The sequence below is a fragment of the Kitasatospora sp. NPDC057542 genome (assembly GCF_042801945.1).
GTDB lineage: Bacteria > Actinomycetota > Actinomycetes > Streptomycetales > Streptomycetaceae > Kitasatospora.
Map to the genome: position 1 here is coordinate 1 of NZ_JBHVFE010000114.1, position 21774 is coordinate 21774.

The 21774-nt window shown below is 72.4% G+C and carries 24 protein-coding genes; 4 read left to right on the forward strand and 20 right to left on the reverse strand.

Annotated elements, in window-relative coordinates:
* Positions 1-31: 31 nt before the first annotated feature.
* From ACFU7Y_RS16960 to ACFU7Y_RS17015, 12 genes are all read right to left on the reverse strand, one after another.
* Entirely contained in the window at positions 32-853 is an 822-nt protein-coding gene (locus tag ACFU7Y_RS16960; RefSeq protein WP_380768518.1) for a MetQ/NlpA family ABC transporter substrate-binding protein, read from the reverse strand.
* 57 nt (positions 854-910) lie between these two features.
* A complete protein-coding gene (locus ACFU7Y_RS16965) occupies positions 911-1636 on the reverse strand; it encodes a methionine ABC transporter permease (RefSeq protein WP_224279891.1) in 726 nt (241 codons plus the stop codon).
* Positions 1633-2658 carry a methionine ABC transporter ATP-binding protein gene (locus ACFU7Y_RS16970; RefSeq protein WP_380768520.1) on the reverse strand — a complete coding sequence of 342 codons (1026 nt, stop codon included), beginning with the start codon at positions 2656-2658 and terminating at the stop codon, positions 1633-1635. Before ACFU7Y_RS16970 ends, ACFU7Y_RS16965 begins: the two co-directional genes overlap by 4 nt.
* A gap of 544 nt (positions 2659-3202) precedes the next feature.
* The gene (locus ACFU7Y_RS16975) at positions 3203-3703 is read right to left on the reverse strand and encodes a GNAT family N-acetyltransferase (protein WP_380768522.1); all 501 of its coding nucleotides are present in this window, start codon (positions 3701-3703) and stop codon (positions 3203-3205) included.
* 204 nt (positions 3704-3907) lie between these two features.
* Positions 3908-4165: a winged helix-turn-helix domain-containing protein gene (locus ACFU7Y_RS16980; RefSeq protein ID WP_224279885.1), complete on the reverse strand. Its 258-nt coding sequence runs from the start codon at positions 4163-4165 to the stop codon at positions 3908-3910.
* A 130-nt stretch (positions 4166-4295) separates the two neighbouring features.
* A complete protein-coding gene (gene argH, locus ACFU7Y_RS16985; protein WP_380768525.1) occupies positions 4296-5720 on the reverse strand; it encodes an argininosuccinate lyase in 1425 nt (474 codons plus the stop codon).
* 140 nt (positions 5721-5860) lie between these two features.
* Positions 5861-6409 (reverse strand): arginine repressor, encoded by a 549-nt coding sequence (locus ACFU7Y_RS16990; RefSeq protein WP_224279881.1) that lies wholly within the window; start codon positions 6407-6409, stop codon positions 5861-5863.
* Between the two features lie 23 nt (positions 6410-6432).
* Positions 6433-7647, reverse strand: coding sequence for an acetylornithine transaminase (locus ACFU7Y_RS16995; protein WP_224279879.1), 1215 nt, complete (start codon positions 7645-7647; stop codon positions 6433-6435).
* Positions 7644-8576 carry an acetylglutamate kinase gene (argB, locus tag ACFU7Y_RS17000; RefSeq protein WP_380768527.1) on the reverse strand — a complete coding sequence of 311 codons (933 nt, stop codon included), beginning with the start codon at positions 8574-8576 and terminating at the stop codon, positions 7644-7646. The genes ACFU7Y_RS16995 and argB overlap by 4 nt, the downstream gene beginning before the upstream one ends.
* 148 nt (positions 8577-8724) lie before the next feature.
* Positions 8725-9897, reverse strand: coding sequence for a bifunctional glutamate N-acetyltransferase/amino-acid acetyltransferase ArgJ (argJ, locus tag ACFU7Y_RS17005; RefSeq protein WP_224279878.1), 1173 nt, complete (start codon positions 9895-9897; stop codon positions 8725-8727).
* Positions 9894-10922: an N-acetyl-gamma-glutamyl-phosphate reductase gene (gene argC / locus ACFU7Y_RS17010; RefSeq protein WP_224279876.1), complete on the reverse strand. Its 1029-nt coding sequence runs from the start codon at positions 10920-10922 to the stop codon at positions 9894-9896. Before argC ends, argJ begins: the two co-directional genes overlap by 4 nt.
* 94 nt (positions 10923-11016) lie before the next feature.
* Complete coding sequence (locus ACFU7Y_RS17015) at positions 11017-12216, reverse strand: methyltransferase (protein ID WP_380768530.1); 1200 nt, start codon at positions 12214-12216, stop codon at positions 11017-11019.
* Between the two features lie 81 nt (positions 12217-12297).
* Here ACFU7Y_RS17015 and ACFU7Y_RS17020 point away from each other — a divergent pair, with 81 nt between their 5' ends.
* Both ACFU7Y_RS17020 and ACFU7Y_RS17025 read left to right on the forward strand, forming a co-directional pair.
* On the forward strand, positions 12298-12702 hold the full coding sequence (locus ACFU7Y_RS17020) for a VOC family protein (protein WP_224279871.1): 405 nt from the start codon (positions 12298-12300) through the stop codon (positions 12700-12702).
* Positions 12703-12722: 20 nt separating this feature from the next.
* Positions 12723-13097, forward strand: a complete 375-nt coding sequence (locus ACFU7Y_RS17025; protein ID WP_224279863.1) for an RNA-binding S4 domain-containing protein — start codon at positions 12723-12725, stop codon at positions 13095-13097.
* A gap of 14 nt (positions 13098-13111) precedes the next feature.
* Here the strand turns inward: ACFU7Y_RS17025 and ACFU7Y_RS17030 are convergent, their stop codons facing one another.
* The 3 genes from ACFU7Y_RS17030 to ACFU7Y_RS17040 all read right to left on the reverse strand — a co-directional run bounded on the left by ACFU7Y_RS17030 (position 13112) and on the right by ACFU7Y_RS17040 (position 15208).
* The gene (locus tag ACFU7Y_RS17030; RefSeq protein WP_224279861.1) at positions 13112-13618 is read right to left on the reverse strand and encodes an FBP domain-containing protein; all 507 of its coding nucleotides are present in this window, start codon (positions 13616-13618) and stop codon (positions 13112-13114) included.
* 44 nt (positions 13619-13662) lie between these two features.
* On the reverse strand, positions 13663-14217 hold the full coding sequence (locus ACFU7Y_RS17035) for an HD domain-containing protein (RefSeq protein WP_224279859.1): 555 nt from the start codon (positions 14215-14217) through the stop codon (positions 13663-13665).
* A gap of 106 nt (positions 14218-14323) precedes the next feature.
* Positions 14324-15208, reverse strand: a complete 885-nt coding sequence (locus tag ACFU7Y_RS17040; RefSeq protein ID WP_224279857.1) for an SAM-dependent methyltransferase — start codon at positions 15206-15208, stop codon at positions 14324-14326.
* 210 nt (positions 15209-15418) lie between these two features.
* On the opposite strand from ACFU7Y_RS17040, the gene ACFU7Y_RS17045 reads away from it, so the two are divergent.
* Entirely contained in the window at positions 15419-16330 is a 912-nt protein-coding gene (locus ACFU7Y_RS17045; protein WP_380768533.1) for a polysaccharide deacetylase family protein, read from the forward strand.
* Positions 16331-16338: 8 nt separating this feature from the next.
* Here ACFU7Y_RS17045 and ACFU7Y_RS17050 read toward each other — a convergent pair whose 3' ends face one another.
* Entirely contained in the window at positions 16339-17157 is an 819-nt protein-coding gene (locus ACFU7Y_RS17050) for an SDR family NAD(P)-dependent oxidoreductase (protein ID WP_224283696.1), read from the reverse strand.
* A gap of 305 nt (positions 17158-17462) precedes the next feature.
* Here ACFU7Y_RS17050 and ACFU7Y_RS17055 point away from each other — a divergent pair, with 305 nt between their 5' ends.
* Positions 17463-18332, forward strand: a complete 870-nt coding sequence (locus ACFU7Y_RS17055; RefSeq protein ID WP_380768536.1) for a 3-hydroxybutyryl-CoA dehydrogenase — start codon at positions 17463-17465, stop codon at positions 18330-18332.
* A gap of 74 nt (positions 18333-18406) precedes the next feature.
* Here the strand turns inward: ACFU7Y_RS17055 and ACFU7Y_RS17060 are convergent, their stop codons facing one another.
* The 4 genes from ACFU7Y_RS17060 to ACFU7Y_RS17075 form a co-directional block, all read right to left on the reverse strand.
* Positions 18407-19249 carry a chitosanase gene (locus ACFU7Y_RS17060; RefSeq protein ID WP_224283698.1) on the reverse strand — a complete coding sequence of 281 codons (843 nt, stop codon included), beginning with the start codon at positions 19247-19249 and terminating at the stop codon, positions 18407-18409.
* Positions 19250-19369: 120 nt separating this feature from the next.
* The gene (locus ACFU7Y_RS17065; protein ID WP_224283699.1) at positions 19370-20332 is read right to left on the reverse strand and encodes a hypothetical protein; all 963 of its coding nucleotides are present in this window, start codon (positions 20330-20332) and stop codon (positions 19370-19372) included.
* Positions 20329-21252 carry an ATP-binding cassette domain-containing protein gene (locus ACFU7Y_RS17070; protein ID WP_224283700.1) on the reverse strand — a complete coding sequence of 308 codons (924 nt, stop codon included), beginning with the start codon at positions 21250-21252 and terminating at the stop codon, positions 20329-20331. The genes ACFU7Y_RS17065 and ACFU7Y_RS17070 overlap by 4 nt, the downstream gene beginning before the upstream one ends.
* A complete protein-coding gene (locus ACFU7Y_RS17075; protein WP_224283701.1) occupies positions 21252-21689 on the reverse strand; it encodes a GntR family transcriptional regulator in 438 nt (145 codons plus the stop codon). Before ACFU7Y_RS17075 ends, ACFU7Y_RS17070 begins: the two co-directional genes overlap by 1 nt.
* Between the last annotated feature and the right edge of the window lie 85 nt (positions 21690-21774).

The window sequence follows — 21774 nt, forward strand, 5'->3', positions numbered from 1 at the left end:
GTCGGGATCAGGACGTCGAGCGGACCACGGCTCAGAAGGCCGGGATGACCGAGCCCTGGAAGGTGTCGTCGATGTACTTCTTGACCTCGTCGGAGTGCAGCAGCTCGGCCAGCTTCTTGACCCGCGGGTCGTTCTCCTTGCCCTTCTTGACCGCGAGGATGTTGGCGTACGGGTTGCCGTCGGCCTTCTCCAGCACCAGGGCGTCGGTGGCCGGCTTCAGACCGGAGTCGATCGCGTAGTTGCCGTTGATGACGGCGGCGTCGAGGTCGGCGACGGAGCGGGGCAGCTGGGCGGCCTCCAGCTCCTTCCACTTGAAGTTCTTCGGGTTGCCGGTCACGTCCGCCGGCGTGGCGGCGGTGGTGACGCCGTCCTTGAGGGTGATCAGCTTGTTGTCGGCGAGCAGCTTGAGCGCGCGGCCCTCGTTGGTGGCGTCGTTCGGCAGACCGATGGTGGCGCCGTCCGGCAGGTCGGTGATCGCCTTGACCTTCTTGGAGTAGACGCCCAGCGGCTCCAGGTGCACGGGCTCGACCGACACGATGTTCGTGCCGTGCTTCTTGTTGAAGTCCTCCAGGTACGGGACGTGCTGGAAGAAGTTGGCGTCGGCCGACCCGTCCTGCACCGCCGTGTTGGGGGTCACGTAGTCGGTGACCTCCTTGATGTCGAGCTTGAGGCCCGCCTTCTCCGCGAGGTTGTCCTTGACGTACTTCAGGATCTGGCCGTGCGGGGTGGGGCTGGCCACGACCTTGAGCGGCGCGTTCGCGTCCGAGGAGGACCCGGAGCTGCCGCAGGCGGCGAGCGAGAGGGCGACGCCGGCGGTGGCGAGGATGCTGGTGAACTTCAGGGCGTTGCGCACGAAAAGTGCCTTTCTGCGTGGAACGGGGAGCCGCGTCCGGGGTCGGACGGGGGAGGTCTAGGAGGCGACGAGGTCCTTGTCGGGAGCCGTCGCGCGGCCGAGCAGCCTGGTCCGGCCGCCGGTGCGGCCGCGGTGGGAGAGCCGCTGGACGGCGAAGTCGCCGATCAGCTGGACGGCGGTGACGATGATCACCAGCTCGGCCACGATGACCCACATGAAGGCGGTCTCGAAGCGCTGGTAGCCGTAGTTGACGGCGAGGGTGCCGAGGCCGCCGCCGCCGACCGTGCCGGCCATCGCGGAGTAGCCGATCAGGGTGATGACCGTGGTGGTGACCGAGGCCACGATGCCGGGCAGGGCCTCGGGCAGCAGGGTCTTGCGGACGATCGTCCAGGTGCTGCCGCCCATCGACTGGACCGCCTCGACCAGGCCCCGGTCGACCTCACGGACGGAGGTCTCGACCAGGCGGGCGAAGAACGGGATGGCGCCGATGGTCAGCGGCACGGTCGCCGCCTGCCAGCCGATGGAGGTGCCGACCAGCCAGCGGGTGAAGGAGATCAGCGCGATCATCAGAATGATGAACGGCACCGCACGGGCGATGTTCACGACGGAGCCGATGGCCTTGTTGACGGCCCGGTTGGCCAGCAGGCCGCCCTTGTCGGTGAGCACCAGCAGCACGCCCAGCGGCAGGCCGAGCAGCACGGTGACGAGCGCGGACACCCCGACCATCCGGAAGGTCTCCTGGGTGGCGGGCCACATCAGTTCCTGCATCTGGTCCCAGGTCATGCCACCGCTCCGTTCGCCGCACCTATCACGTCCACCTGCAGGCCCTGCTCGCGCAGGTAGCCGATCGGCACCACGTTGTCCTGGTGGCTGCCGGACAGCTCGACCCGCATCCGGCCGACCATCCGGCCGGCGATGGTCTCCACCGCGGCACCGAGGATGTTGATGTCGATCTGGTACGTGCGGGCGAGCTGGGAGACGAACGGCTGGGCCGAGCTGTCGCCCTGGAAGGTGATCTCCAGCACCGTGGAGCCGGGGTGGCCGGTGCCGAACTCGCTGAGCGGGAACAGTTCGCGGGCCAGCTCCGAGCCGGGCTTGGCCAGCAGGTCGGTGAGTTCGCCGGACTCGACCACCCGGCCGCCGCGCATCAGGGCGGCGGAGTCGCAGACGGACTTGATGACGTCCATCTCGTGGGTGATCAGCAGGACGGTGAGGCCCAGCTGCTGGTTGAGGTCGCGCAGCAGCTTGAGGATCGAGCGGGTGGTCTCCGGGTCGAGCGCCGAGGTGGCCTCGTCGGAGAGCAGCACCTTGGGGTCGCCGGCCAGCGCCCGGGCGATGCCGACGCGCTGCTTCTGCCCGCCGGAGAGCTGGTTGGGGTAGCTGCGGGCCTTGTCGCCGAGGCCGACCAGGTCGAGCAGCTCGGCGGCCTTGCGGCGGCGCTCGGTGCGGTCCAGCCCGATGATCTCCAGCGGGAGCTCGACGTTCTGCTGCACCGTCCGCGAGGAGAGCAGGTTGAAGTGCTGGAAGACCATGCCGATCCGGCGGCGGGCCTCGCGCAGCTCGCGGCCGGCCCGGTTCTCTCCGCCGGACAGCGCGGTGAGCTCGACCCCGTCCACGGTGACCGTGCCGGAGGTCGGGCGCTCCAGCATGTTCACGCAGCGGATGAGGGTGGACTTGCCGGCACCGCTGGTGCCGACGACTCCGTAGACCTCGCCCGGGCGGACGTGCAGGTCGACGCCGGCGAGGGCGGTCACCTCGCGGCCTCGGGAACGGTAGACCTTGGTCAGGTCCGTGGTGGTGATCACAGCGGCTTTCCGTGGGTCGGGGGCGGGCGGCGTGGGGCGACCACCCGACCGGTTCTGCGGTCGGCGGCGTCGTCACGGCGCTGCGCCGGGAGGGTCCGGACGTACCATCCCCTGCTCGTGGCCATGGACGGCCGGGCGCACGACGGCGTGGCCCTGACGAGTCACCCGGGCCCGCGGGTGGGCGGGCACGGCGGAGGGAGGGGTCCGGGAGGAGGGGCGCGCTCACACGGGCGGGAGCGGCGCCGGAGTCTCGCTTCGGGGCGCGAGGGGGAGGCACCTCAGGGTGCCGGGGGCGGTGGCCCTCAGCAGTGACACATTCGACGACACATGGCACGCTCACCTGCCGGCAGGGTGCCGGTGGGGGTCCAGTTCGTCGTCGCAGTCATGTGAGCCAGTAAAACAGATGGGTCGTTTTCCGCCCAATTATTTCGCGGAGCTGTCCGCAATGCGGACACACAGCGCTGCTACCAGCGCGGATACGGCTCGGCGCCGCCACCGGTGGTCCGGATGGTGACGGCGCCGGGAACCGTGCGGGGGGGCGGGCTCAGGCCGTCGCGGCGAGCGGCGTCGGGGCGGGCTTCTCCAGGTGGACGAAGCTCAGCCGGCTGTTGACCTGCTCGACCCGGGTCTGACGGTACCCCTGGCGGGCGTACAGCCGCAGGTTGCCGAGGCTGCGGTGGCCGGTGAACAGCCGGTACGCGCTCACCGGGCCTTCCTGGGCCATGCGGCGCTCCAGTGCGTCCAGCAGCCGGCCGCCGAGGCCGTGGCGCTGCATCCGCGGATGGACGACCAGGCGCCCTATCCGGCCGACGCCGTCGACGCCGACGTGGCCGCGGACGGCACCGACCACCTCGTCGCCCAGCCGGGCGACCAGGACGTGCTGCTCGGACAGTTCGGCGCGCAGGCTCTCCAGGCTCTGCGTCAGGGGCTCGATCGCCCAGTCGCCGTACAGCTCGGCCTCGGGCTGGTAGCCGAGGTACTGGAGCTTGAGGATCTGCTCCGCGTCCTCGGCCTCCGCAGCCGAGATGATCACGCTCATGCCCATGTGGAGGGGCCTCCCCAGTCGTCGTGCCCGGCGCGCAGAGGGTGGCGCGCTCACGCTCAGTATCCGAGTGATCGCACCACCGTCAAGAGCTGCGTTCGCCAGCGCTCTACCCGGGTGTCAGGTTCCCTCAACCTTCGCGGGGGCGGACGTGAGGAGGGTCACCTCCCGTGCCGCACGGGTTCCGTCCGGTCGCACGGGCTCCGCTCAGGGGTACCGCTCCGAGTGGAGCAGCATCCGCAGGCAGGCCAGGCAGCGGGAGCGGGTGGGGCCGATCGAACCGCGGGGCATGCCGAGCCGCTCGGAGAGCTCACGGTAGGTGGGCGGCGGGTCCTCGGCCAGCGCGGCGATCAGTTGCGGGCAGCGGCCGGGCAGGGCGGCGACGGTCTCGCGGACCACGCGGCGGCGGCGGTCGGCGAGGTAGACGTCCTCGGCGGAGGGGACGGGCGGGAGGGCGGTGCACACACCGTGCATGACGGCCCGGGGCGGGGCCGGTTACGCCCGGGCCGGGGCGCGGACGCCGGAGGGGCGCGCCGGTCGGACCGCCGCGCCCCTCCCGCGCCCTGCGGGAGATCAGCTCCCACCCCGTCAGGGCTCAGATCCGAGTCCACTCCCGCTGCCGCGCCAGGTCCGCCTTCACCTCGGCGAGCTGGACCGCGACCGCCGAGGGGGCGGTTCCGCCGCGCCCGTTGCGGGCGGCGATGGCTCCGTGGACGCTGAGCACCGAACGCACCTCGGGCGTCAGGTGCCCGGAGATCGCGGCGAACTGCTCGTCCGTCAGGTCGGACAGCTCGATGCCCTCGGCCTCGCAGACCTTGACGCAGGCGCCGGCCACCTCGTGCGCGACCCGGAACGGCACACCCTGCTTGACCAGCCACTCGGCGATGTCGGTGGCGAGCGAGAAGCCGGCCGGGGCCAGTTCCTCCAGCCGCTCCCGGTGCACGGTGAGGGTGGCCATCATCCCGGTGAACGCCGGCAGCAGCACCTCCAGCGTGTCGCAGGAGTCGAAGACCGGCTCCTTGTCCTCCTGGAGGTCCCGGTTGTAGGCGAGCGGCAGCGCCTTGAGGGTGGCCAGCAGGCCGGTCAGGTTGCCGATCAGCCGGCCGGACTTGCCGCGGGCGAGCTCGGCGATGTCCGGGTTCTTCTTCTGCGGCATGATCGAGGAACCGGTGGAGAAGGCGTCGTGCAGCGTGATGAAGCCGAACTCCTTGGTGTTCCAGATGATCACCTCCTCCGCGATCCGGGAGAGGTTGATGCCGATCATCGCGGTCACGAAGGCGAACTCGGCGACGAAGTCGCGCGAGGCGGTGCCGTCGATGGAGTTGCCGACCGAGCCGCCCTCGAAGCCCAGGTCGGCGGCGACGGCCTGCGGGTCGAGGCCGAGCGAGGAGCCGGCCAGCGCTCCGGAGCCGTACGGCGACACGGCGGTGCGCGCGTCCCACTGGCGCAGCCGCTCGGCGTCCCGGCCGAGGGCCTGCACGTGCGCGAGGACGTGATGGGCGAACAGCACCGGCTGGGCGTGCTGGAGGTGGGTGCGGCCCGGCATCGCGGTGTCCGGGTGCGCCTCGGCGAGCCCGACCAGGGCCTGCTGGAGGTCGAGCAGCAGGCCGCCGATGGTCTTCGCGTGGTCCCGCAGGTACATCCGGAACAGCGTGGCGATCTGGTCGTTGCGCGAGCGCCCGGCCCGCAGCTTGCCGCCGAGGTCGGGGCCGAGGCGCTCCAGCAGGCCGCGCTCCAGGGCGGTGTGCACGTCCTCGTCGGCGACGGTGCCGGTGAAGGTGCCCGCCTCGACGTCGGCCAGCAGCCGGTCGAGGCCGGCCAGCATGCCCGCCAGCTCCTCGTCGGAGAGCAGGCCGGCCTTGTGCAGGACCCGGGCGTGGGCCTTGGAGCCGGCGATGTCGTACGGCGCGAGGCGCCAGTCGAAGTGGACCGAGGCCGAGAGCCTGGCCAGCGCCTCGGACGGGCCGTCGGCGAAGCGCGCGCCCCAGAGGCGGACGTCGGAGGACTGCTCGGCGGTCATCGCGGTGGCTCCTTCATGCATGTGCAGCGGATGGCATAAGTATGCACGACAGTGCATGAAACACACAACCCCGGCCGGACGGTCTCCGTCGGCCGGGGTTCCTCGGGGCGGGGCGGTACTGCGCTCCTCGGGTCGAGGCGCTACTGCGCCTTGGCCTGGGCCAGCTGCATGAGGTGGTCGGCGAGCGCCTGGCCGCCGGCCGCGTCCCGGCTGATCAGCAGGACGGTGTCGTCACCGGCGATGGTGCCGATGATCTCGAACACCTCGGCCTGGTCGATCGCCGAGGCCAGGAACTGGGCGGCGCCCGGCGGGGTGCGCAGCACCACCAGGTTGCCGGAGGCCGTCGCGGAGACCATGAGCTCGCCGGCCAGCCGGGCCATCCTGCCCTCGCTGGCCGACTCCCCCATCGGCGCGCGCGGCGTCCGGTCGCCGCCCTCGGCCGGGACGGCGTAGATCAGCGCGCCGTCCCGGTTGCGGATCTTGACCGCGCCCAGCTCGTCCAGGTCCCGGGAGAGGGTGGCCTGGGTGACCACGAGTCCGTCGTCGGCGAGCAGCTTGGCGAGCTGGCTCTGCGAACGCACGGGCTGGCGGGTGAGCAGGTCCACGATCCGCCGGTGGCGCGCGGTGCGGGTCTGCGGGACCTGCGGCGTCGGGCCGGCGGCGGACGGGCCGGAGTGGGAAGCGGTCATGTGTTCATTCTCCCGGACGACGGTCAACTCGCATCGGCCGGGGCACTCTCGCGCACCGTCCGGAGGATGCCCGGCAACGCGGCCAGGAACGCGTCCGCCTCCTGCTCGGTCAGCACCAGCGGCGGGGCCAGTCGGACGGCGTCCGGGACGGCCGCGTTGACCAGGTAGCCCGCCTCCTGCGCGGCGGACTGGACCTTGGCCGAGACCGGCTCGGTGAGCACGATGCCGAGCAGCAGGCCCGCCCCGCGCACGTGCGAGACCAGCGGGTCACCGAGGGCCTCGACGCCGTGCCGCAGCCGCTCGCCGAGCTTGCGGACGTGCTCCAGCAGGCCCTCGGACGCGATGGTGTCCAGCACCGCGAGCCCGGCCGCGGCGGCCACCGGGTTGCCGCCGAAGGTGGTGCCGTGCTGGCCGGGGGTGAGCAGCTCCGCGGCCGGCCCGAAGGCGAGTACCGCGCCCATCGGCAGGCCGCCGCCGAGCGCCTTGGCCAGGGTGACCACGTCCGGCTCCACGCCCTCGTACGCCTGGTGGGCGTACCAGTGGCCGGTGCGGCCGACGCCGGTCTGGATCTCGTCCAGGACCAGCAGGGTGCCGGTGGCCCGGGTGATCTCGCGGGCCGCCGTCAGGTAGCCCTCGGGCAGCGGGACGGCGCCGTTCTCGCCCTGGACGGGCTCCAGGAACACCGCGGCGGTCTCGGTGGTGACGGCTGCGCGCAGCGCCTCGACGTCGCCGAACGGGACGTGGGTGACATCGCCGGGCAGCGGGCGGAACGGGTCCTGCTTGGCGGGCTGGCCGGTGAGCGCGAGGGCTCCCATGGTGCGGCCGTGGAAGGCGCCCTGGAGGGCGACCAGGTGGGTGCGGCCGGTCCGCCGGCTGATCTTGAAGGCGGCCTCGTTGGCCTCGGCGCCGGAGTTGCAGAAGAACACCCGGCCGCCCGGCCGCCCGTCCAGCTCCAGCAGCCGCTCGGCGAGGGCGATGGTGGGCTCGGCCATGAAGAGGTTGGAGACGTGGCCGAGGGTGGCGATCTGCCTGCTCACGGCCTCGACGACGGCCGGATGAGCGGTGCCCAGGGCGTTGACGGCGATGCCGCCGAGCAGGTCGGTGTACTCCTTGCCGTCGGCGTCCCAGAGCTTGCTGCCCTCTCCGCGCACCAGCGGGATGCGGGGGGTGCCGTAGTTGTCGGTGAAGGAGTGCTGCCACCGCTCGGTGAGCTGCTCGTTGTGCGTCGCGCCAGTCATGCCAGTCCCCCGGTCACGGTCGGTTCGTCGTCCGGCACGACCATCGTGCCGATGCCCTCGTCGGTGAAGATCTCCAGCAGCAGGCTGTGCTGGACCCGGCCGTCCAGCACGCGGGCGGTGCCCACGCCGGAACGGACGGCGCGCAGGCAGCCCTCCATCTTGGGGAGCATGCCGCTGGCCAGGCCGGGCAGCAGCAGGTCCAGCTCGCTCGCGGTGAGCTGGCTGATCACGTCGTCGGAGTTCGGCCAGTCCTTGTAGAGGCCCTCGACGTCGGTGAGGACGACGAGCATCTCGGCGCCCAGCGCGACCGCGAGGGCGGAGGCGGCGGTGTCGGCGTTGATGTTGTAGACGTGGCCGTCGGCACCGCGGGCGATCGAGGAGATGACCGGGATGCGGCCGTCGGCGATCAGCGCCTTCACCGCGCCGGCCTCGATGTTGACGATGTCGCCGACCAGGCCGATGTCGACCTGCTCGCCGTCCACCACCGCGTAGCGCTTGACCGCCGTCATGGTGTGGGCGTCCTCGCCGGTCATGCCGACCGCGAACGGGCCGTGCTCGTTGAGCAGGCCGACCAGCTCGCGCTGCACCTGGCCGGCCAGCACCATCCGGACCACGTCCATGGTCTCCGGGGTGGTGACCCGCAGGCCGTTGGTGAAGTTCGACTCCAGGCCCAGCCGGTCGAGTTGGGCACTGATCTGGGGGCCGCCGCCGTGCACCACGACGGGGTGCAGACCGGCGTAGCGGAGGAAGACCACGTCCTGGGCGAAGGCCGCCTTGAGGCTGTCGTCCACCATCGCGTTGCCGCCGAACTTGATCACGATGGTCTTGCCGTGGAAGCGCTCCAGCCACGGCAGCGCCTCGATCAGCGTCACGGCCTTGGGCAACGCGGTGTTGTTGCGGGCCTGTTCGCCCTTGGGTGCGATCTGCACGGGATTCCCTCGTCGATGGGGGTCCCCTCCGGCCGGAGGCTGGGGGAGGATGTCGCGGGTCAGGGTGTCGCGGCTCGGGGTCTGGCGGCTCGGGGTGTCGCGGATCAGGGGGTCGCGCCTCGGGTGGGCGTGGACGAAGTGACGCGGATCAGGTCGAGTAGGCGCTGTTCTCGTGCACGTAGTCGGCCGTCAGGTCGTTGGTCCACAGCGAGGCGCTCGCCGTACCGGCGTTGAGGTTCGCGGTGATGACGACCTCGCGGCCCTTCATGTCCACCAGGTCGCGGTCCTCGCCCACGCCGCCGGCCCTGCAGACCCAGACGCCGTTGATGGCGACGTCCAGCTCGTTCGGGTCGAAGGCCGCGGAGGTGGTGCCGATCGCGGCCAGCACCCGGCCCCAGTTGGGGTCCTCGCCGTGGATGGCGCACTTGAGCAGGTTGTTGCGGCTGATCGTCCGGGCGACCTCGACCGCCTCGTCCTCGGTGGCGGCACCGGTGACGTCGATCCGGATCTCCTTGCTCGCGCCCTCCGCGTCGCCGATCAGCCGGCGGGCCAGGTCGGCGCTGACCGTACGGACGGCCTCGGCGAACTCGGCCTGCTCCGGGGCGATGCCGGAGGCGCCGGAGGCGAGCAGCAGCACGGTGTCGTTGGTCGACATGCAGCCGTCGGAGTCGATCCGGTCGAAGGTGGTGCGGGTGGCGCCGCGCAGCGCGGCGTCCAGGGCGGCACTGTCCAGGTCGGCGTCGGTGGTGAGGACGACCAGCATGGTGGCGAGGCTCGGGGCGAGCATCCCCGCGCCCTTGGCCATGCCGCCGACCGTCCAGCCGGCCGGGCTGGTGTACTGGGCGGTCTTGTGCACGGTGTCGGTGGTCTTGATCGCGATCGCGGCGGCCTCGCCGCCGGCCTCGGCGAGCTCGCCCGCGGCCAGCGCGACCCCGGGCAGCAGGAGGTCCATCGGCAGCCGCACGCCGATCAGGCCGGTGGAGGCGACGGCGACCTCGCCCGCGTTGAGCCCCAGCTCCGCGGCCGCCTTCTCCGCGGTGGCGTGGGTGTCCTGGAAGCCGAGCGGGCCGGTGCAGGCGTTGGCGCCACCGGAGTTGAGGACGACGGCGGAGACCCGGCCGCCCTTGAGCACCTGCTCGGACCAGAGCACCGGTGCGGCCTTGACCCGGTTGGCGGTGAAGACACCGGCCGCGGCGAGCGAGGGGCCGTCGTTGACCACCAGGGCGAGGTCGGGGGTGCCGGAGGCCTTGATGCCGGCGGTCACTCCGGCGGCCCGGAAGCCCTTGGCGGCGGTCACGCCGACGTTCGTGCTCTTGCTCACGGTGCGACTCCGTTCACGGGGAGGCCGAGCTCCTCGGGCAGCCCCAGGGCGATGTTCATGCTCTGCACCGCGCCGCCGGCGGTGCCCTTGACCAGGTTGTCGATCGCGCTGATCGCGATGATCCGCCCGGCGGCGGCGTCCAGGGCGACCTGGACCAGGGCGGTGTTGGCGCCGTAGACGCTGCTGGTCTGCGGCCACTGCCCCTCGGGCAGCAGGTGGACGAAGGGCTCGTCCGCGAACGCCTCGGCGTAGGCGGCGCGCAGGCTCTGCGCGGTCACCCCGGGCCTGGCCCTGGCCGAGCAGGTGGCGAGGATGCCGCGCGGCATCGGGACGAGGGTGGGGGTGAAGGAGACGGTGACCGGTTCGCCCGCGAGCGGGGTGAGGTTCTGCGCCATCTCCGGGGTGTGCCGGTGGACGCCGCCGACGCCGTACGGGCTGACGCTGCCCATCACCTCGCTGCCCAGCAGGTGCGGCTTGGCGGCCTTGCCGGCGCCGGAGGTGCCCGAGGCGGCGACCACCACGGCCTCCGGCTCGGCGAGTTGCGCGGCGTACGCGGGGAACAGCGCCAGGGAGACGGCCGTCGGGTAGCAGCCGGGCACGGCGATCCGGTTGCTGCCCTTCAACGCGGCGCGGTGGCCGGGGAGTTCGGGCAGGCCGTAGGGCCAGGTGCCGGCGTGGGCGGAGCCGTAGTACTGCTCCCAGTCGGCCGCGGCCTTGAGCCGGAAGTCGGCGCCGCAGTCGATCACCAGCACGTTCGGGCCGAGCTCCTCGGCGACGGCGGCGGACTGGCCGTGCGGCAGCGCCAGGAACACCACGTCGTGGTCTGCCAGCACCTCGGGGGTGGTGGCTTCGAGGACGCGGTCGGCGAGCGGGAGGAGGTGCGGCTGGAGCGCGCCCAGCCTGGTGCCCGCGTTCGAGCCTCCGGTCAGCGCCCCGATCTCCACCTCCGGGTGGCCGAGCAGCAGGCGCAGCACCTCGCCGCCCGCGTAACCGCTCGCGCCGGCGACGGCGACTCGCAATGCCATGGCGTTCCTCCTTCGTCTTGGCATGAATATACGCGCGGCGGAAAATTCATGCAAGGAGTCCGTGCCGGATCCCGCTGGGGCGAGGGCGCCCAGGTCAGCGCTTGACGGCCCGCAGCACCACGAACTTGGGGTTCCCGGCGACGAGTTGGCAGTTGCCGAAGAGGCGGCGCAGCTTGACGTGGTACCCGAGGTGGCGGTTGCCGACCACCCAGAGCTCACCGCCCGGCCGCAGCGCCCGCTTGGCGCCGGTGAACATCCGCCAGGCGGTGGCGTCGGTGGTGGCCTGGTGGGAGTGGAACGGCGGGTTGTTGAGCACCAGGTCCACCGAGCCGGTGGCGATCACGTCCGGGGCCAGGGCATCGGCGGTCAGGAACTCGGCCGGGGGCTGCGGGCCCAGGTTGGTGCGGAAGGTCTCCTCGGCGGAGGCCACCGCCTGGTGCGACTCGTCCACGAACACCAGCTCCGCGCCGGGCCCGGCCAGCGCGGCGGCCGTACCGACCACGCCGTTGCCGCAGCCGAGGTCCACCACCCGGGCACCCGGGGCCGGGACGGGCAGGTGGGCGAGGAAGAAGCGGGTGCCGATGTCGAGCCGCTCGGCGCAGAAGGTGCCCGCGTGGTTGACGACGGTACGGCCGGAGGCGGGGCCGATGTCCGACGGCAGCGCGTAGCGGTGCGGCCACGGACTGGGGCCGGGGTCGAGTGCCGGGTCGGGGGTGCAGAGGATCAGCCGGGCCTTGCGGACGGCCAGCGAGGTGCGGGTCGGGCCGAGGATCCGCTCGAAGAGCTGGAGGGTGGAGGTGTGGATCTCGGTGACCATGCCGGTGCCGATCACCACGGTGCCGTCGTGGACGGCGGGGGCGAGCCGGTGCAGCTGGTCCTCCAGCAGGGCCAGGCTCTTGGGGACGCGCACCAGCAGCACGTCGATCCGCTCCGGCGGGGCGTCCCGCGTGGAGAGCAGTCGGGCCTCGTCGACGGCGGCGCCGGCCCGGGCCAGGTTGGCCAGGGTGGCCTGCCGGCCGAGGTGGGAGTCGGTGATCTGGACCGGCCGGTACTCGGCGAGCGCGGTGGTCAGCGCGCCCCAGCGATCACCGAGGACGGCGACCGTGCGACCGGCCAGCTCCGTCGCCGCGCCGGCCGCGCTGTCGGCCTCGCCCGCGAGGTGGCGCAGCAGGTACTCGTCGGCGGCGTCCCAGGCCCGCAGCCGCTCGCGCGGGTCCACCGGGAAGCGGGTGAGGTCGAAGGCACCCCACGGGGTGGAGAACGGGGACGCGGCGGGCGTGGTCTGCGGATTCATCGTGTTCTCAGGCTATCCGACGGCCTCCGGGAGCAGTTGCGGCCGGATACTGGAAGAGTCCGACCGAGCGAGGTGAGGACGATGGACTGGAAACTCGAAGTCGTGGTGATCCCGGTGTCGGACGTGAACCGCTCGAAGCTCTTCTACGAGGAGCAGGCCGGGTTCACCGTCGACCACGACACCGTACTGCGGGACGGGACCCGGGTGGTTCAGCTGACTCCCCCCGGCTCGCCCTGCTCGATCGTGGTGGGCAAGGGGGTGATCGACTCGCCGCCCGGATCGGTGAAGGGCCTCCAGTTGGTGGTGCCCGACATCGAGAAGGCGCACGCCGAACTGGTGGCGCGGGGCGTGCAGGTCAGCCCGGTCCAGCACTTCGTGGCAGGGGACCGGGTGGACGGGCACGGCGAGGCGTGGAACAACTTCGTGTTCTTCAACGACCCGGACGGCAACGGCTGGGCGGTCCAGGAGACGCCGCCCGCGGCGTAGGCCTTGGGTAGGCTCCGAGGATGGCTGAACACGAGGGAAGCGTGCGGGTGGACAGCTGGATCTGGTCGGTCCGGCTGGTCAGGACACGTGCGCTGGCGGCGGCCGCCTGCCGGGCCGGACACGTCCGGGTGAACGGCGAGCGGGCCAAGCCCGCCCAGGCGCTGAAGCCCGGGGACGAGGTCCGGGTCCGCGAGGAGGGTTACGAGCGGGTCGTGGTGGTGCAGAAGCTGATCCGCAAGCGGGTCGGCGCCGCGGTCGCGGCGGAGTGCCTGGTCGACACCAGCCCGCCGCGGCCGCCGCGCGAGTTCGTCGCGTCGGCCGGGACGCGGGACCGCGGGACCGGGCGGCCGACCAAGCGGGAGCGCCGCGAGCTGGACCAGCTGCGCGGGCACTGAGCGGAGCGGGGCCGTTACGCGGCCGCGGTGGCGAGCACCTTGGCGAGGAAGCCGCCGAGGTTGCCCACCGTACGGTCGATCTGCAGCTCCAGCGGCAGCGACTCGTCGGGCCTGGTCACCAGCGTGGACTTCTTCAGCCCGCGCACGTAGAGCGAGCAGGCGAGGTCGGCGCAGATGTAGGTGCCGACCGTGTTGCCCTCGCGCCCGGCCGCCCCGGCCCGGCGGGCGGCGAGCAGCGCGACCCCCGACCCGGCGTGCGCGGTGATGCACAGCGAGCACACGTTGGTCTTGGTCAGGCTGCGCCGGATCACCGGCGAGCGCAGCGTCACGCCGACCGGCTCGCCCCCGTACGGCGCCACCAGGTACGCCCGGTCGGGCGCGCCCTGGTCCCGCCAGCCGAGGAAGTCCAGGTGCTCCCAGGGCAGCTCGGCCAGCCCCCGGGGCAGGTTGAGCCGACGGGCCTCGCCCTTGGAGCAGTTGACGAAGGACGCGCGGATCTCGTTCTCACTCAGGGGTTCCATGCCGCGGAAGCTAACACCGGCCGGCCCGCCGTGTCGTGCCAATTTCAGCCGGTGCGCACCGGGTGGGCGGCCTGGACGGCGAGCCGCCTCGGGGCGTCCTCGCCGATCCGGGTGAGCAGGTCGTCCAGGGCGAGGAAGGCTTCCCAGCGCTCCCGTCCGGTGGCGGCGGCGAGGCGGTCGACCACCCGGTCCTCCAGGTCCTGGACCCGCTTGTTCTTCCAGGCCTTGTCGGCGAGGCTGACCAGCAGTGACTCGACGGTGACGCCGGGTCCGTCCCAGCTCGCGTGGCTGCGGGCGAAGTGGGCGAGGTGTTCGGGGACGCCGCGGGCGAGCAGCAGGGCGTGTCCGGCGGCCTCGTGCAGGGAGCCGGGTGCGGAGAGCTCTTCGGGGTGGACGGTCTTGCCGATGTCGTGGGTGGCGGCACCGTAGCGGACGGCCTCGCGGTCGAAGACCAGGCCCTCACGGATGCAGAACCCGGCGATCTCCTCGGCCACCTCGTGCACCAGGGCGAGGTGGGCGACCAGGCGGGGCGGGGCGTCGACGGCCCGCAGCAGTTCGGCGACGTCGGGGGGCAGCGGCGGCAGGGCAGCGGTGGTCACACCGCAGGGTAACCACGGCGGTGAGGGGTTGTCAGTGGGTGTCCGTAGGCTTCGACGGTCCGGCCCCGGCGTAGGAGGGAGGCGCCGGGGCCGGACGCGCGGGTGGCTACTTCTTGAAGGCGACGCCGGCGTACGCCGAGACGTCCTGCCAGCCCTCGGGGAGTTCGCTGGTGGGGACGTGGCCGGCGGCGGGGCGCCAGAGCGGGAGCTGGACGAGCCCGGGGCCGGCGAACTCGAAGTCGCCGAAGAACGGTTCGACGCCGGACCGCGGGCGCAGCACGAGCGGGGCGCTGGCGCTGCGGTAGATGCGGGTGCCCTCGGCGGCGCTCTCGCGGGAGGCGAAGTCCGGGCTGCCGTGGGAGAGGATCAGCGCGCTGCCGGGGGCGAGCGCGTCGCGCAGGGTGCGGACGACCTGCTGCGCGCCCTCCTCGTCGCGGATGAAGTGCAGGACGGCGACCAGCATCAGCGCGACCGGCTGGGAGAGGTCGACGGCGCCGGCCAGCGAGGGGTGGCCGAGGATCGCGGCCGGGTCGCGCAGGTCGGCCTCGATCACCGAGGTGTGCCCGGCGGGGTGGCTCGCCAGCAGGGCGCGGGCGTGGGTGGCGACGATCGGGTCGTTGTCCACGTACACCACCCTGGCGTCCGGGGCGACCCGCTGAGCGACCTCGCTGGTGGAGCCGACCGTCGGGATGCCGGTGCCGATGTCGACGAACTGACGCACGCCCCGGCTCGCCACGAACTCGACGGCGCGGCCGAGGAACTGCCGGTTGGTGCGGGCCAGCAGCGGGAGCGCCGGGTAGGCGGATATCGCGGCCTGGGCGGCCTTGCGGTCGGCCTCGAAGTTGTCCTTGCCCCCGAGGTAGTAGTCGTACATGCGGGCGGTGTGCGGGACGCCGGTGTCCAGCTCGCTCGGCGGCTGCCAGTCGTCGGCTCTGGCCCAGTCCCACACGGCGTCCGTGGTCCGGTCGCTCGTCGCGCTGTCCTCGTACATCCTGTCCGCCCCCAATGCGCCATGCCGGAAGAGTCCGGCTACCGCCCGTCGACCCTTGGTGCGCGGTGATCGTATCCAAGGACACACCGCGGAAACAGCGGGAGTTCAGGTTTACGCAACACCCGGCGACGGATTGTGTGCACGTCAAGGCTGGTGCGGCCGGTCGTACCGGATCGCCCGCCGGGACCGTCCTCTCTATGCTGGCTGCCGATGACTGCCGACCGCCGCACCGTACTGCGGACCACCGCCGGGCTCGCCGCCGTCGCCGCCACCGGCGGCCTGCTGACCGCCTGCGGCCCCGAAAGAACGCGCCGCCGGGCCGACCCGGGGGCGCTCGCCGCGCACCCCGGCACCGTGGACCCGCAGCACACCACCGACCCCGCCTGGAACGGCGCCGAGGACCCGGCCTCCCCCGCGCCCACCGGCCCGGCGGAGCCCCAGCCCGACGGTGAGCCGACCCCGGCCGCCGCCCAGCCCTCCGTCCCGCCGGCCCCGCCCGTGCTGCCGCCGCTCGCGCCCGGCACCCCCGCCGAGGTCGCGTACGGACCGCGCACCGGCCGGAACGTGGCGCTCACCTTCCACGGCAGTGGCGACCCGAAGCTGGCCACCGCCCTGCTGGAGATCGCCGAGCAGCGCGGCGCCAAGCTGACGGTGATGGTCGTCGGCAGCTGGTTCGACCAGCAGCCGCAGATGGCCCGGCGGATCCTGGACGGCGGCCACGAGCTGGGCAACCACACCCAGAACCACCTCAACATCTCGGCCATGCCGCCGGACCAGGCACGCGCCGAGATCGCCCAGTGCGCGGAGCGCCTGCAGCGGCTCACCGGATCGATCGGCCGCTGGTTCCGCCCGTCCGCGACGCAGTACGCCACCCCGATGGTGCGCGAGCAGGCCAGGGCGGTCGGGTACGAGCACGTGCTGTCCTTCGACGTCGACCCGCGCGACTACAACGACCCTCCGGCCGCCGAGTTGCAGCGCCGGGTGCTGAACTCGGTGCGCGGCGGCTCGGTGGTGGCCCTGCACATGGGGCACCAGTGCACGGTGGACGCACTGCCCGCCGTCCTGGACGGCCTGGCGAAGGCGGGGCTCAAGCCGGTGACCGCCAGCCAGCTCTGCGCCTGAGTGCGTGATCAGACCATCGGATCGTCGTCCTTGTACGGGCGCAGCCGCAGCGTGCGGGCGTCCGCGGCACGGATCGCGTCGGCCTGGTTGACCAGCTCCTCCAGGTCGTCCCGGCCGGCGTGGATGAACCGCCCGTGCAGCCCGTCGAAGCGGCCGCGGGCGGCGTCCACGGTGACCGCGACCATGTACGGGATGGAACCCCAGGTCTTGGTGCCCTCGAACATCGGCATCCCGGCGGTCATGTCGGTGGCCACCGCGCCCGGGCTGATGTCGAGGACGACGACGCCGTTGCGGGCGAGCGAGTCCGCGATGTTGTCGGAGAGCTGGAGCAGCGCGCCCTTGGAGGTGGCGTACGCCGTGTAGTTGCCGTCCGGGCGCAGCGCGAAGCCGGAGTTGAGGTTGATCACCCGGCCGCGCCGGCGGGAGACCATGCCCGGCAGCACGCAGTGCAGCAGGTTGAAGGGACCGCGCAGGTTGGTCTCGATCACCTGCCACCACTGGTTGACGTCGGTCTCCCAGAGCGGCACCTCGGCGCGGTCGACCAGGCCGGCGTTGTTGACCAGGAGGTCGATCGGCCCGAGGTCGCGCTCGACCACCCGGACCGCCTCGCGCACCGAGCCGGGGCGGGTGACGTCGGCGGTCACGGCGACACCCCGGGAGCCGCGCTTGGCGCACTCCTTGAGGGTGCCGCTGAGCGTCTCGTGGGTGCGGCCGACCAGGCCGACGATCATCCCCTCGGCGGCCAGACCGATGGCGACCTCCCGGCCGATGCCCCGGCCGGCGCCGGTGATCAGGGCGACCTGCCCTGCGAGCGATCCCGTCGACACCCCGTGCTCCCTTCGCGTCCCCGGCCCTGTCCGATTCCGCCCCCGGCCCCCGTCTGCGGCATTCTGTCGGCCGCCGGGCGGAGTCGGGCCCCGGGCACACGGGTCCGGGGCGTCGCCTCACTCGTTCGGGGGATTACCGACCGTGGCACCCCGCCGGGGAGGGGGTGACCTACTGGCCGGTACGGAGTAGTAACGTCGTCGGGGCGGTGACCGGTGCACCCATTCCGGTCCACCGGCCCGTTGTCCAGCAGCTCGCTGGGCCACCCGTAGCTGGGCGACCCCCAGCACCACCGAAGGGCAACTGAGTGACTGACATCGCGCGCGTCGGAGTGATCGGCTGCGGCCTGATGGGGTCGGGCATCGCCGAGGTCTTCGCCCGGGCCGGGCTGGACGTCCTGGTGTCGGAGGCCAGCGGTGAGGCGCTGGAGTTCGGCCGCACCCGGCTGACCAACTCCCTGGAGACGGCGGTCAAGCGGGGCAAGCTGTCCCCCGAGCAGCGGGACGAGGCGCTGGCCCGGCTGTCCTTCACCGTCGAGCTGTCCGACTTCGCCGACCGCGACCTGGTGGTCGAGGCCGTCGCCGAGCGCGAGGACATCAAGGTCAGGATCTTCGAGACCCTGGACCGGGTGGTCGAGCGCCGCGACGCGATCCTCGCCTCCAACACCTCCTCGATCCCGATCGTGAAGCTGGCCGCCGCCACCACCCGACCGGAGCAGGTGATCGGCCTGCACTTCTTCAACCCGGCGCCGGTGCAGAAGCTGGTCGAGGTCATCCCGACCCTGACCACCTCGGCGACCACCACCGAGCGGGTCGAGGCCTTCGCCTCCCAGGTGCTCGGCAAGGAGCCGATCCGCGCCCGCGACCGGGCCGGTTTCGTGGTCAACGCGCTGCTGGTGCCGTACCTGCTGTCCGCGGTACGGATGTTCGAGTCGGGCGTGGCCACCGCCTCCGACATCGACAAGGGCATGGAGGCCGGCTGCGCCCACCCGATGGGCCCGCTGCGGCTGTGCGACCTGATCGGCCTGGACACCATCGTCTCGATCGCCGAGTCGATGTACGACGAGTACAAGGAGCCGCTGTACGCCGCTCCCCCGCTGCTCTCCCGGATGGTCGACGCGGGCCTGCTGGGGCGCAAGTCCGGCCGGGGCTTCTACGACTACACCGCGAGCGCCTGACACCGGCGGCGTGCCCGAACGGCGGGGCCCGGCGGCCGTGAACCGGCCACCGGGCCCTTTCGCCCGTCCCGGCGTCAGCTGTTGATGGTGTAGCTGTCGCCGTAGACCTTCCACTTCAGCGGCGGGTTGAGGTCGAAGTTCCTGGCGTTGAGGAAGACCAGCTGCTCGGTGTCGACCCTACTGGTGTCGGAGTGCGCCTCCTCCTTCTTCATGACCACCTTGCGGGCGTCCAGGAAGGCCTTGAGGTAGGTGGCCTCGTCGCCGCCCTGGGCGGGGGTCTTGGCCTTCTTCATGGCGGCGGCGCGGATGCCGCCGAAGCTGTCCGAGCTGTTGCCCGGGCCGTGCATGACGATGGCGTCGTAGTAGGCGAACTGGCCGAGCGCGCGCAGGCCGTCGCTCTTGGCCTGCTTGACGGCGGGGTTGAAGTACACCCGGTCGCGCTCGTCGTTCTGGGCCTGCTGGAAGACGGTGTCCTTGGCGGCGGCGGCCCAGTCCTTCTCGAACGCGGAGCCGAGGCCCGCGTGCGAGTCGGTGCCGTTGACCTTCTTCAGGGCCGGCAGGTACTTGGCCAGGACGTTGCCGGGCTTGAGGTCGGTGTAGTGCTGGACGAGCTCCAGCATGTCGCCGGTGCCGGAACAGAAGCCGATGATGCCGGCGGTGTAGCCGCGGCCGTCCTTGATGTCCTCGATGTACGTGTACTGGGCCTTCCAGTCCAGCGACGAGTTCTCCGCGCTGGACACCAGCTGCATCGCGATGTCCTTCTTGTGCGGGTCGTCGAGGCCGACGCCCTTGAGCTGGACGGAGGTTGCGGATGCGGGTGCGGCCTGGGCGGCCGAGGTGGCCGCGACGGTGAGGGGCGCGGCCACCAGGACGGCGGCGAGGGCTGCGCGGAGGGCACGACGGGGCTGAGGGCGCATGGGGACGCTCCGGTTCCTCGGGGGGTTAGGAAACCTTCCTAACAAGAAGGAAACGCCCCGGAGCCCCGCCCCTGCAAGGGTTTTGACAAAAGCACTTCAAAAAACTGCAAACGGCCCGGGTCAGGCCGCCCGGCGCCGCACCCACCAGACCGCCGCCGCGCACAGCGCCACGGCGAGCAGGGTCGTCCAGCCGAACTCGATGAGCTGGAACGGCCAGAACCGGTCCGCCGGCTGGTACACCTCGTGGGCGGTGTAACCGCCGTCGCGCACCAAGGACTGGAGGTGTGCGTAGTCACCGAGGCCGTAGAACTGGTCGTCGGGGAGCCGGTTCCCGGCCGGGTCGGAGAACCAGACGCTCAGCACCCAGCGGTCGTCCAGCGCCATGGGCACCATGGAGTGCATCGGCTCCTCCAGCGGGGTCATGTAGTGCGAGCGCACCGCGTGGGCGAGGAAGGGCAGCGCGACCGAGGCCGCCAGGCCGACGCCCACCGCGATCACGGTGCGGCGCAACACCGCGCCGGCCAGCGCCGCGACCCCGAACGCCACCAGCACCCGACCGACCAGCACCGGCGGCGCCTGCACGAAGATCTCCGGGCTGAACCCCCCTTCACCGAGCGTCAGCGGCTCACTCCACCAGCGCAGCAGCAGCCCGAACAGCGCCGCCACGACGACCAGCACCGCGCCGCCCATGACCAGGCCGCCCGCCGTCCAGCGGGTTCGCCCGGCGCCCTGGGTCCAGGCGAAGCGGACCGTGCCGTGCTCGAACTCCCGCGCCAGCAGCGGGCCGCCGAGGAAGGCACCGAAGGCGCCGCCGAGAACGTAGAGCACTGCGTCGAGCTCCGGCACGCCGTTGCCGTACTGCCGCAGGAACTGCTTGTACGTGGCCATGCAGGCGTCCTCGGCCGGGTCGCAGGTGGCCGCTCCGGTGCGGTCCAGGCCGGTGTGCAGGTACCAGCCGTGCACCAGCAGGGCGAGGGAGATCGCGCCCATCACGGTGAGCAGGGTCAGCAGCGCGGGCCGGTGGCGCAGCCCGGCGGCCCGCAGCACGGCGGAGCGGGGCGGGGCGAGGGTGGTCGAGCTCACGACAGTACCTTCTGGTTCGTACGGACGGCGCCGCGCGGGCCGGGCAGGGCGGAGGCGGTCGGCTCGCGGAGGTAGGCGAGCACCAACTCCTCCAGGCCGACGCGCTGTTGGCGCCAGCCGTCGGAGACCGGCGCGTCCGTGCCGCCGGTGCGCACCAGCAGGTGGGACTGGGCGCCGGCCCGGCGGTCGCGGACCACCGTCAGGCGCTCGGCGACCGCGTCCGCCTCGGCGGTCGGGCCGGTGAGCATCCGGTGGCCGCCCAGCAGGTCGTCCACCTCCCCGGTCACCTGGACCCGGCCGCCGGCCAGCACCACCAGGTAGTCGCAGCTCTGCTCCAGCTCGTTGACGGCGTGCGAGGAGAACACCACCGAGAGGCCGTCCTCGGCCACCGCGGTGAGCAGCACGGCCATGAAGTCATGCCGGGCGAGCGGGTCGAGCGCGGCCAACGGCTCGTCCAGGAGCAGGAGTTCGGGCCGCTTGGCGAGGGCCAGGGCGAGCGAGACCTGGGCCTGCTGGCCGCCGGAGAGCCGGCCGTACTTGCGCTCCAGCGGGATGCCGAGGCCGTCCAGGTGGTCGCGCGCCCGGGCGTCGTCCCAGCGCCGGTTGAGGTGGCGGCCCATCGCGAGCAGGTCACGCACGGGCAGGCCGGGGTAGAGCGCGGCGTTCTGGGCGACGAAGCCGATCCGGTCCAGGGCCCGTGGCGAGCCGGGGAGCTGGTCGCCGAGGACGGTCATCGCGCCCTCGCTGGGCAGGGTGAGACCGGCGGCCAGGCTGAGCAGCGTGGTCTTGCCGGCCCCGTTCGGGCCGACCAGGGCCACCACGTGCCCGGCCGGGATGGCGAGGTGACAGTCCCGCAGCGCCCAGGAGCGACGGTAGCGCTTGCCGATCCCGCCGCAGTCGATCACCGTGTCCGCGGCCATCACGCCACCACCCCGTCGCGGCCCTCACTCAGGTCGCGCAGCGCGTCCTCGAACACCGCGACCATCCCCCCTTCGTCCAGCCCGGCGGTCCGCGCCGAGCGCATCCAGTCCAACAACCCCCGCCGCAGCGCGGCCCGTTCGCGCAGCGGCACCACCCCGGCGGGCAGCCCGCGCACGAAGGTGCCCTGACCCCGCCGGCCGACGGCCAGGCCACGGTGCTCCAGCTCCCGGTAGGCCTTGAGCACGGTGTTGGGGTTGATCGCCAGCCCGGCGACCACCTCGCGCACCCGGGGCAACCGGTCCCCCTCGGCCAACCAGCCCATCCGCAACGCCTGTTCGACCTGCTGCACGAGTTGCAGGTAGGTCGGGACACCGGAGGCCGGGTCCAGGCGGAACTCGATCGGGGAGGGCTGGTCAGCACCTTTATCTAGTTCCATAGTTAATGAGTTAAGTGGGCATGGTGACGGGTCGTCAACCCAAGGAAAGGCAAAGGGCCCCGCCCGGACCGGGATGGTCCGGGCG

Bases quoted from the DNA above. Each gene is read 5' to 3' on its own strand.
- ACFU7Y_RS16965 (WP_224279891.1), bottom strand. From the start codon at position 1,636: ATGACCTGGGACCAGATGCAGGAACTGATGTGGCCCGCCACCCAGGAG.
- ACFU7Y_RS16975 (WP_380768522.1), bottom strand. From the start codon at position 3,703: ATGGGCATGAGCGTGATCATCTCGGCTGCGGAGGCCGAGGACGCGGAG.
- argH (WP_380768525.1), bottom strand. From the start codon at position 5,720: ATGACCGCCGAGCAGTCCTCCGACGTCCGCCTCTGGGGCGCGCGCTTC.
- ACFU7Y_RS16990 (WP_224279881.1), bottom strand. From the start codon at position 6,409: ATGACCGCTTCCCACTCCGGCCCGTCCGCCGCCGGCCCGACGCCGCAG.
- ACFU7Y_RS16995 (WP_224279879.1), bottom strand. From the start codon at position 7,647: ATGACTGGCGCGACGCACAACGAGCAGCTCACCGAGCGGTGGCAGCAC.
- argC (WP_224279876.1), bottom strand. From the start codon at position 10,922: ATGGCATTGCGAGTCGCCGTCGCCGGCGCGAGCGGTTACGCGGGCGGC.
- ACFU7Y_RS17015 (WP_380768530.1), bottom strand. From the start codon at position 12,216: ATGAATCCGCAGACCACGCCCGCCGCGTCCCCGTTCTCCACCCCGTGG.
- ACFU7Y_RS17020 (WP_224279871.1), top strand. From the start codon at position 12,298: ATGGACTGGAAACTCGAAGTCGTGGTGATCCCGGTGTCGGACGTGAAC.
- ACFU7Y_RS17025 (WP_224279863.1), top strand. From the start codon at position 12,723: ATGGCTGAACACGAGGGAAGCGTGCGGGTGGACAGCTGGATCTGGTCG.
- ACFU7Y_RS17030 (WP_224279861.1), bottom strand. From the start codon at position 13,618: ATGGAACCCCTGAGTGAGAACGAGATCCGCGCGTCCTTCGTCAACTGC.
- ACFU7Y_RS17040 (WP_224279857.1), bottom strand. From the start codon at position 15,208: ATGTACGAGGACAGCGCGACGAGCGACCGGACCACGGACGCCGTGTGG.
- ACFU7Y_RS17045 (WP_380768533.1), top strand. From the start codon at position 15,419: ATGACTGCCGACCGCCGCACCGTACTGCGGACCACCGCCGGGCTCGCC.
- ACFU7Y_RS17060 (WP_224283698.1), bottom strand. From the start codon at position 19,249: ATGCGCCCTCAGCCCCGTCGTGCCCTCCGCGCAGCCCTCGCCGCCGTC.
- ACFU7Y_RS17070 (WP_224283700.1), bottom strand. From the start codon at position 21,252: ATGGCCGCGGACACGGTGATCGACTGCGGCGGGATCGGCAAGCGCTAC.
- ACFU7Y_RS17075 (WP_224283701.1), bottom strand. From the start codon at position 21,689: ATGGAACTAGATAAAGGTGCTGACCAGCCCTCCCCGATCGAGTTCCGC.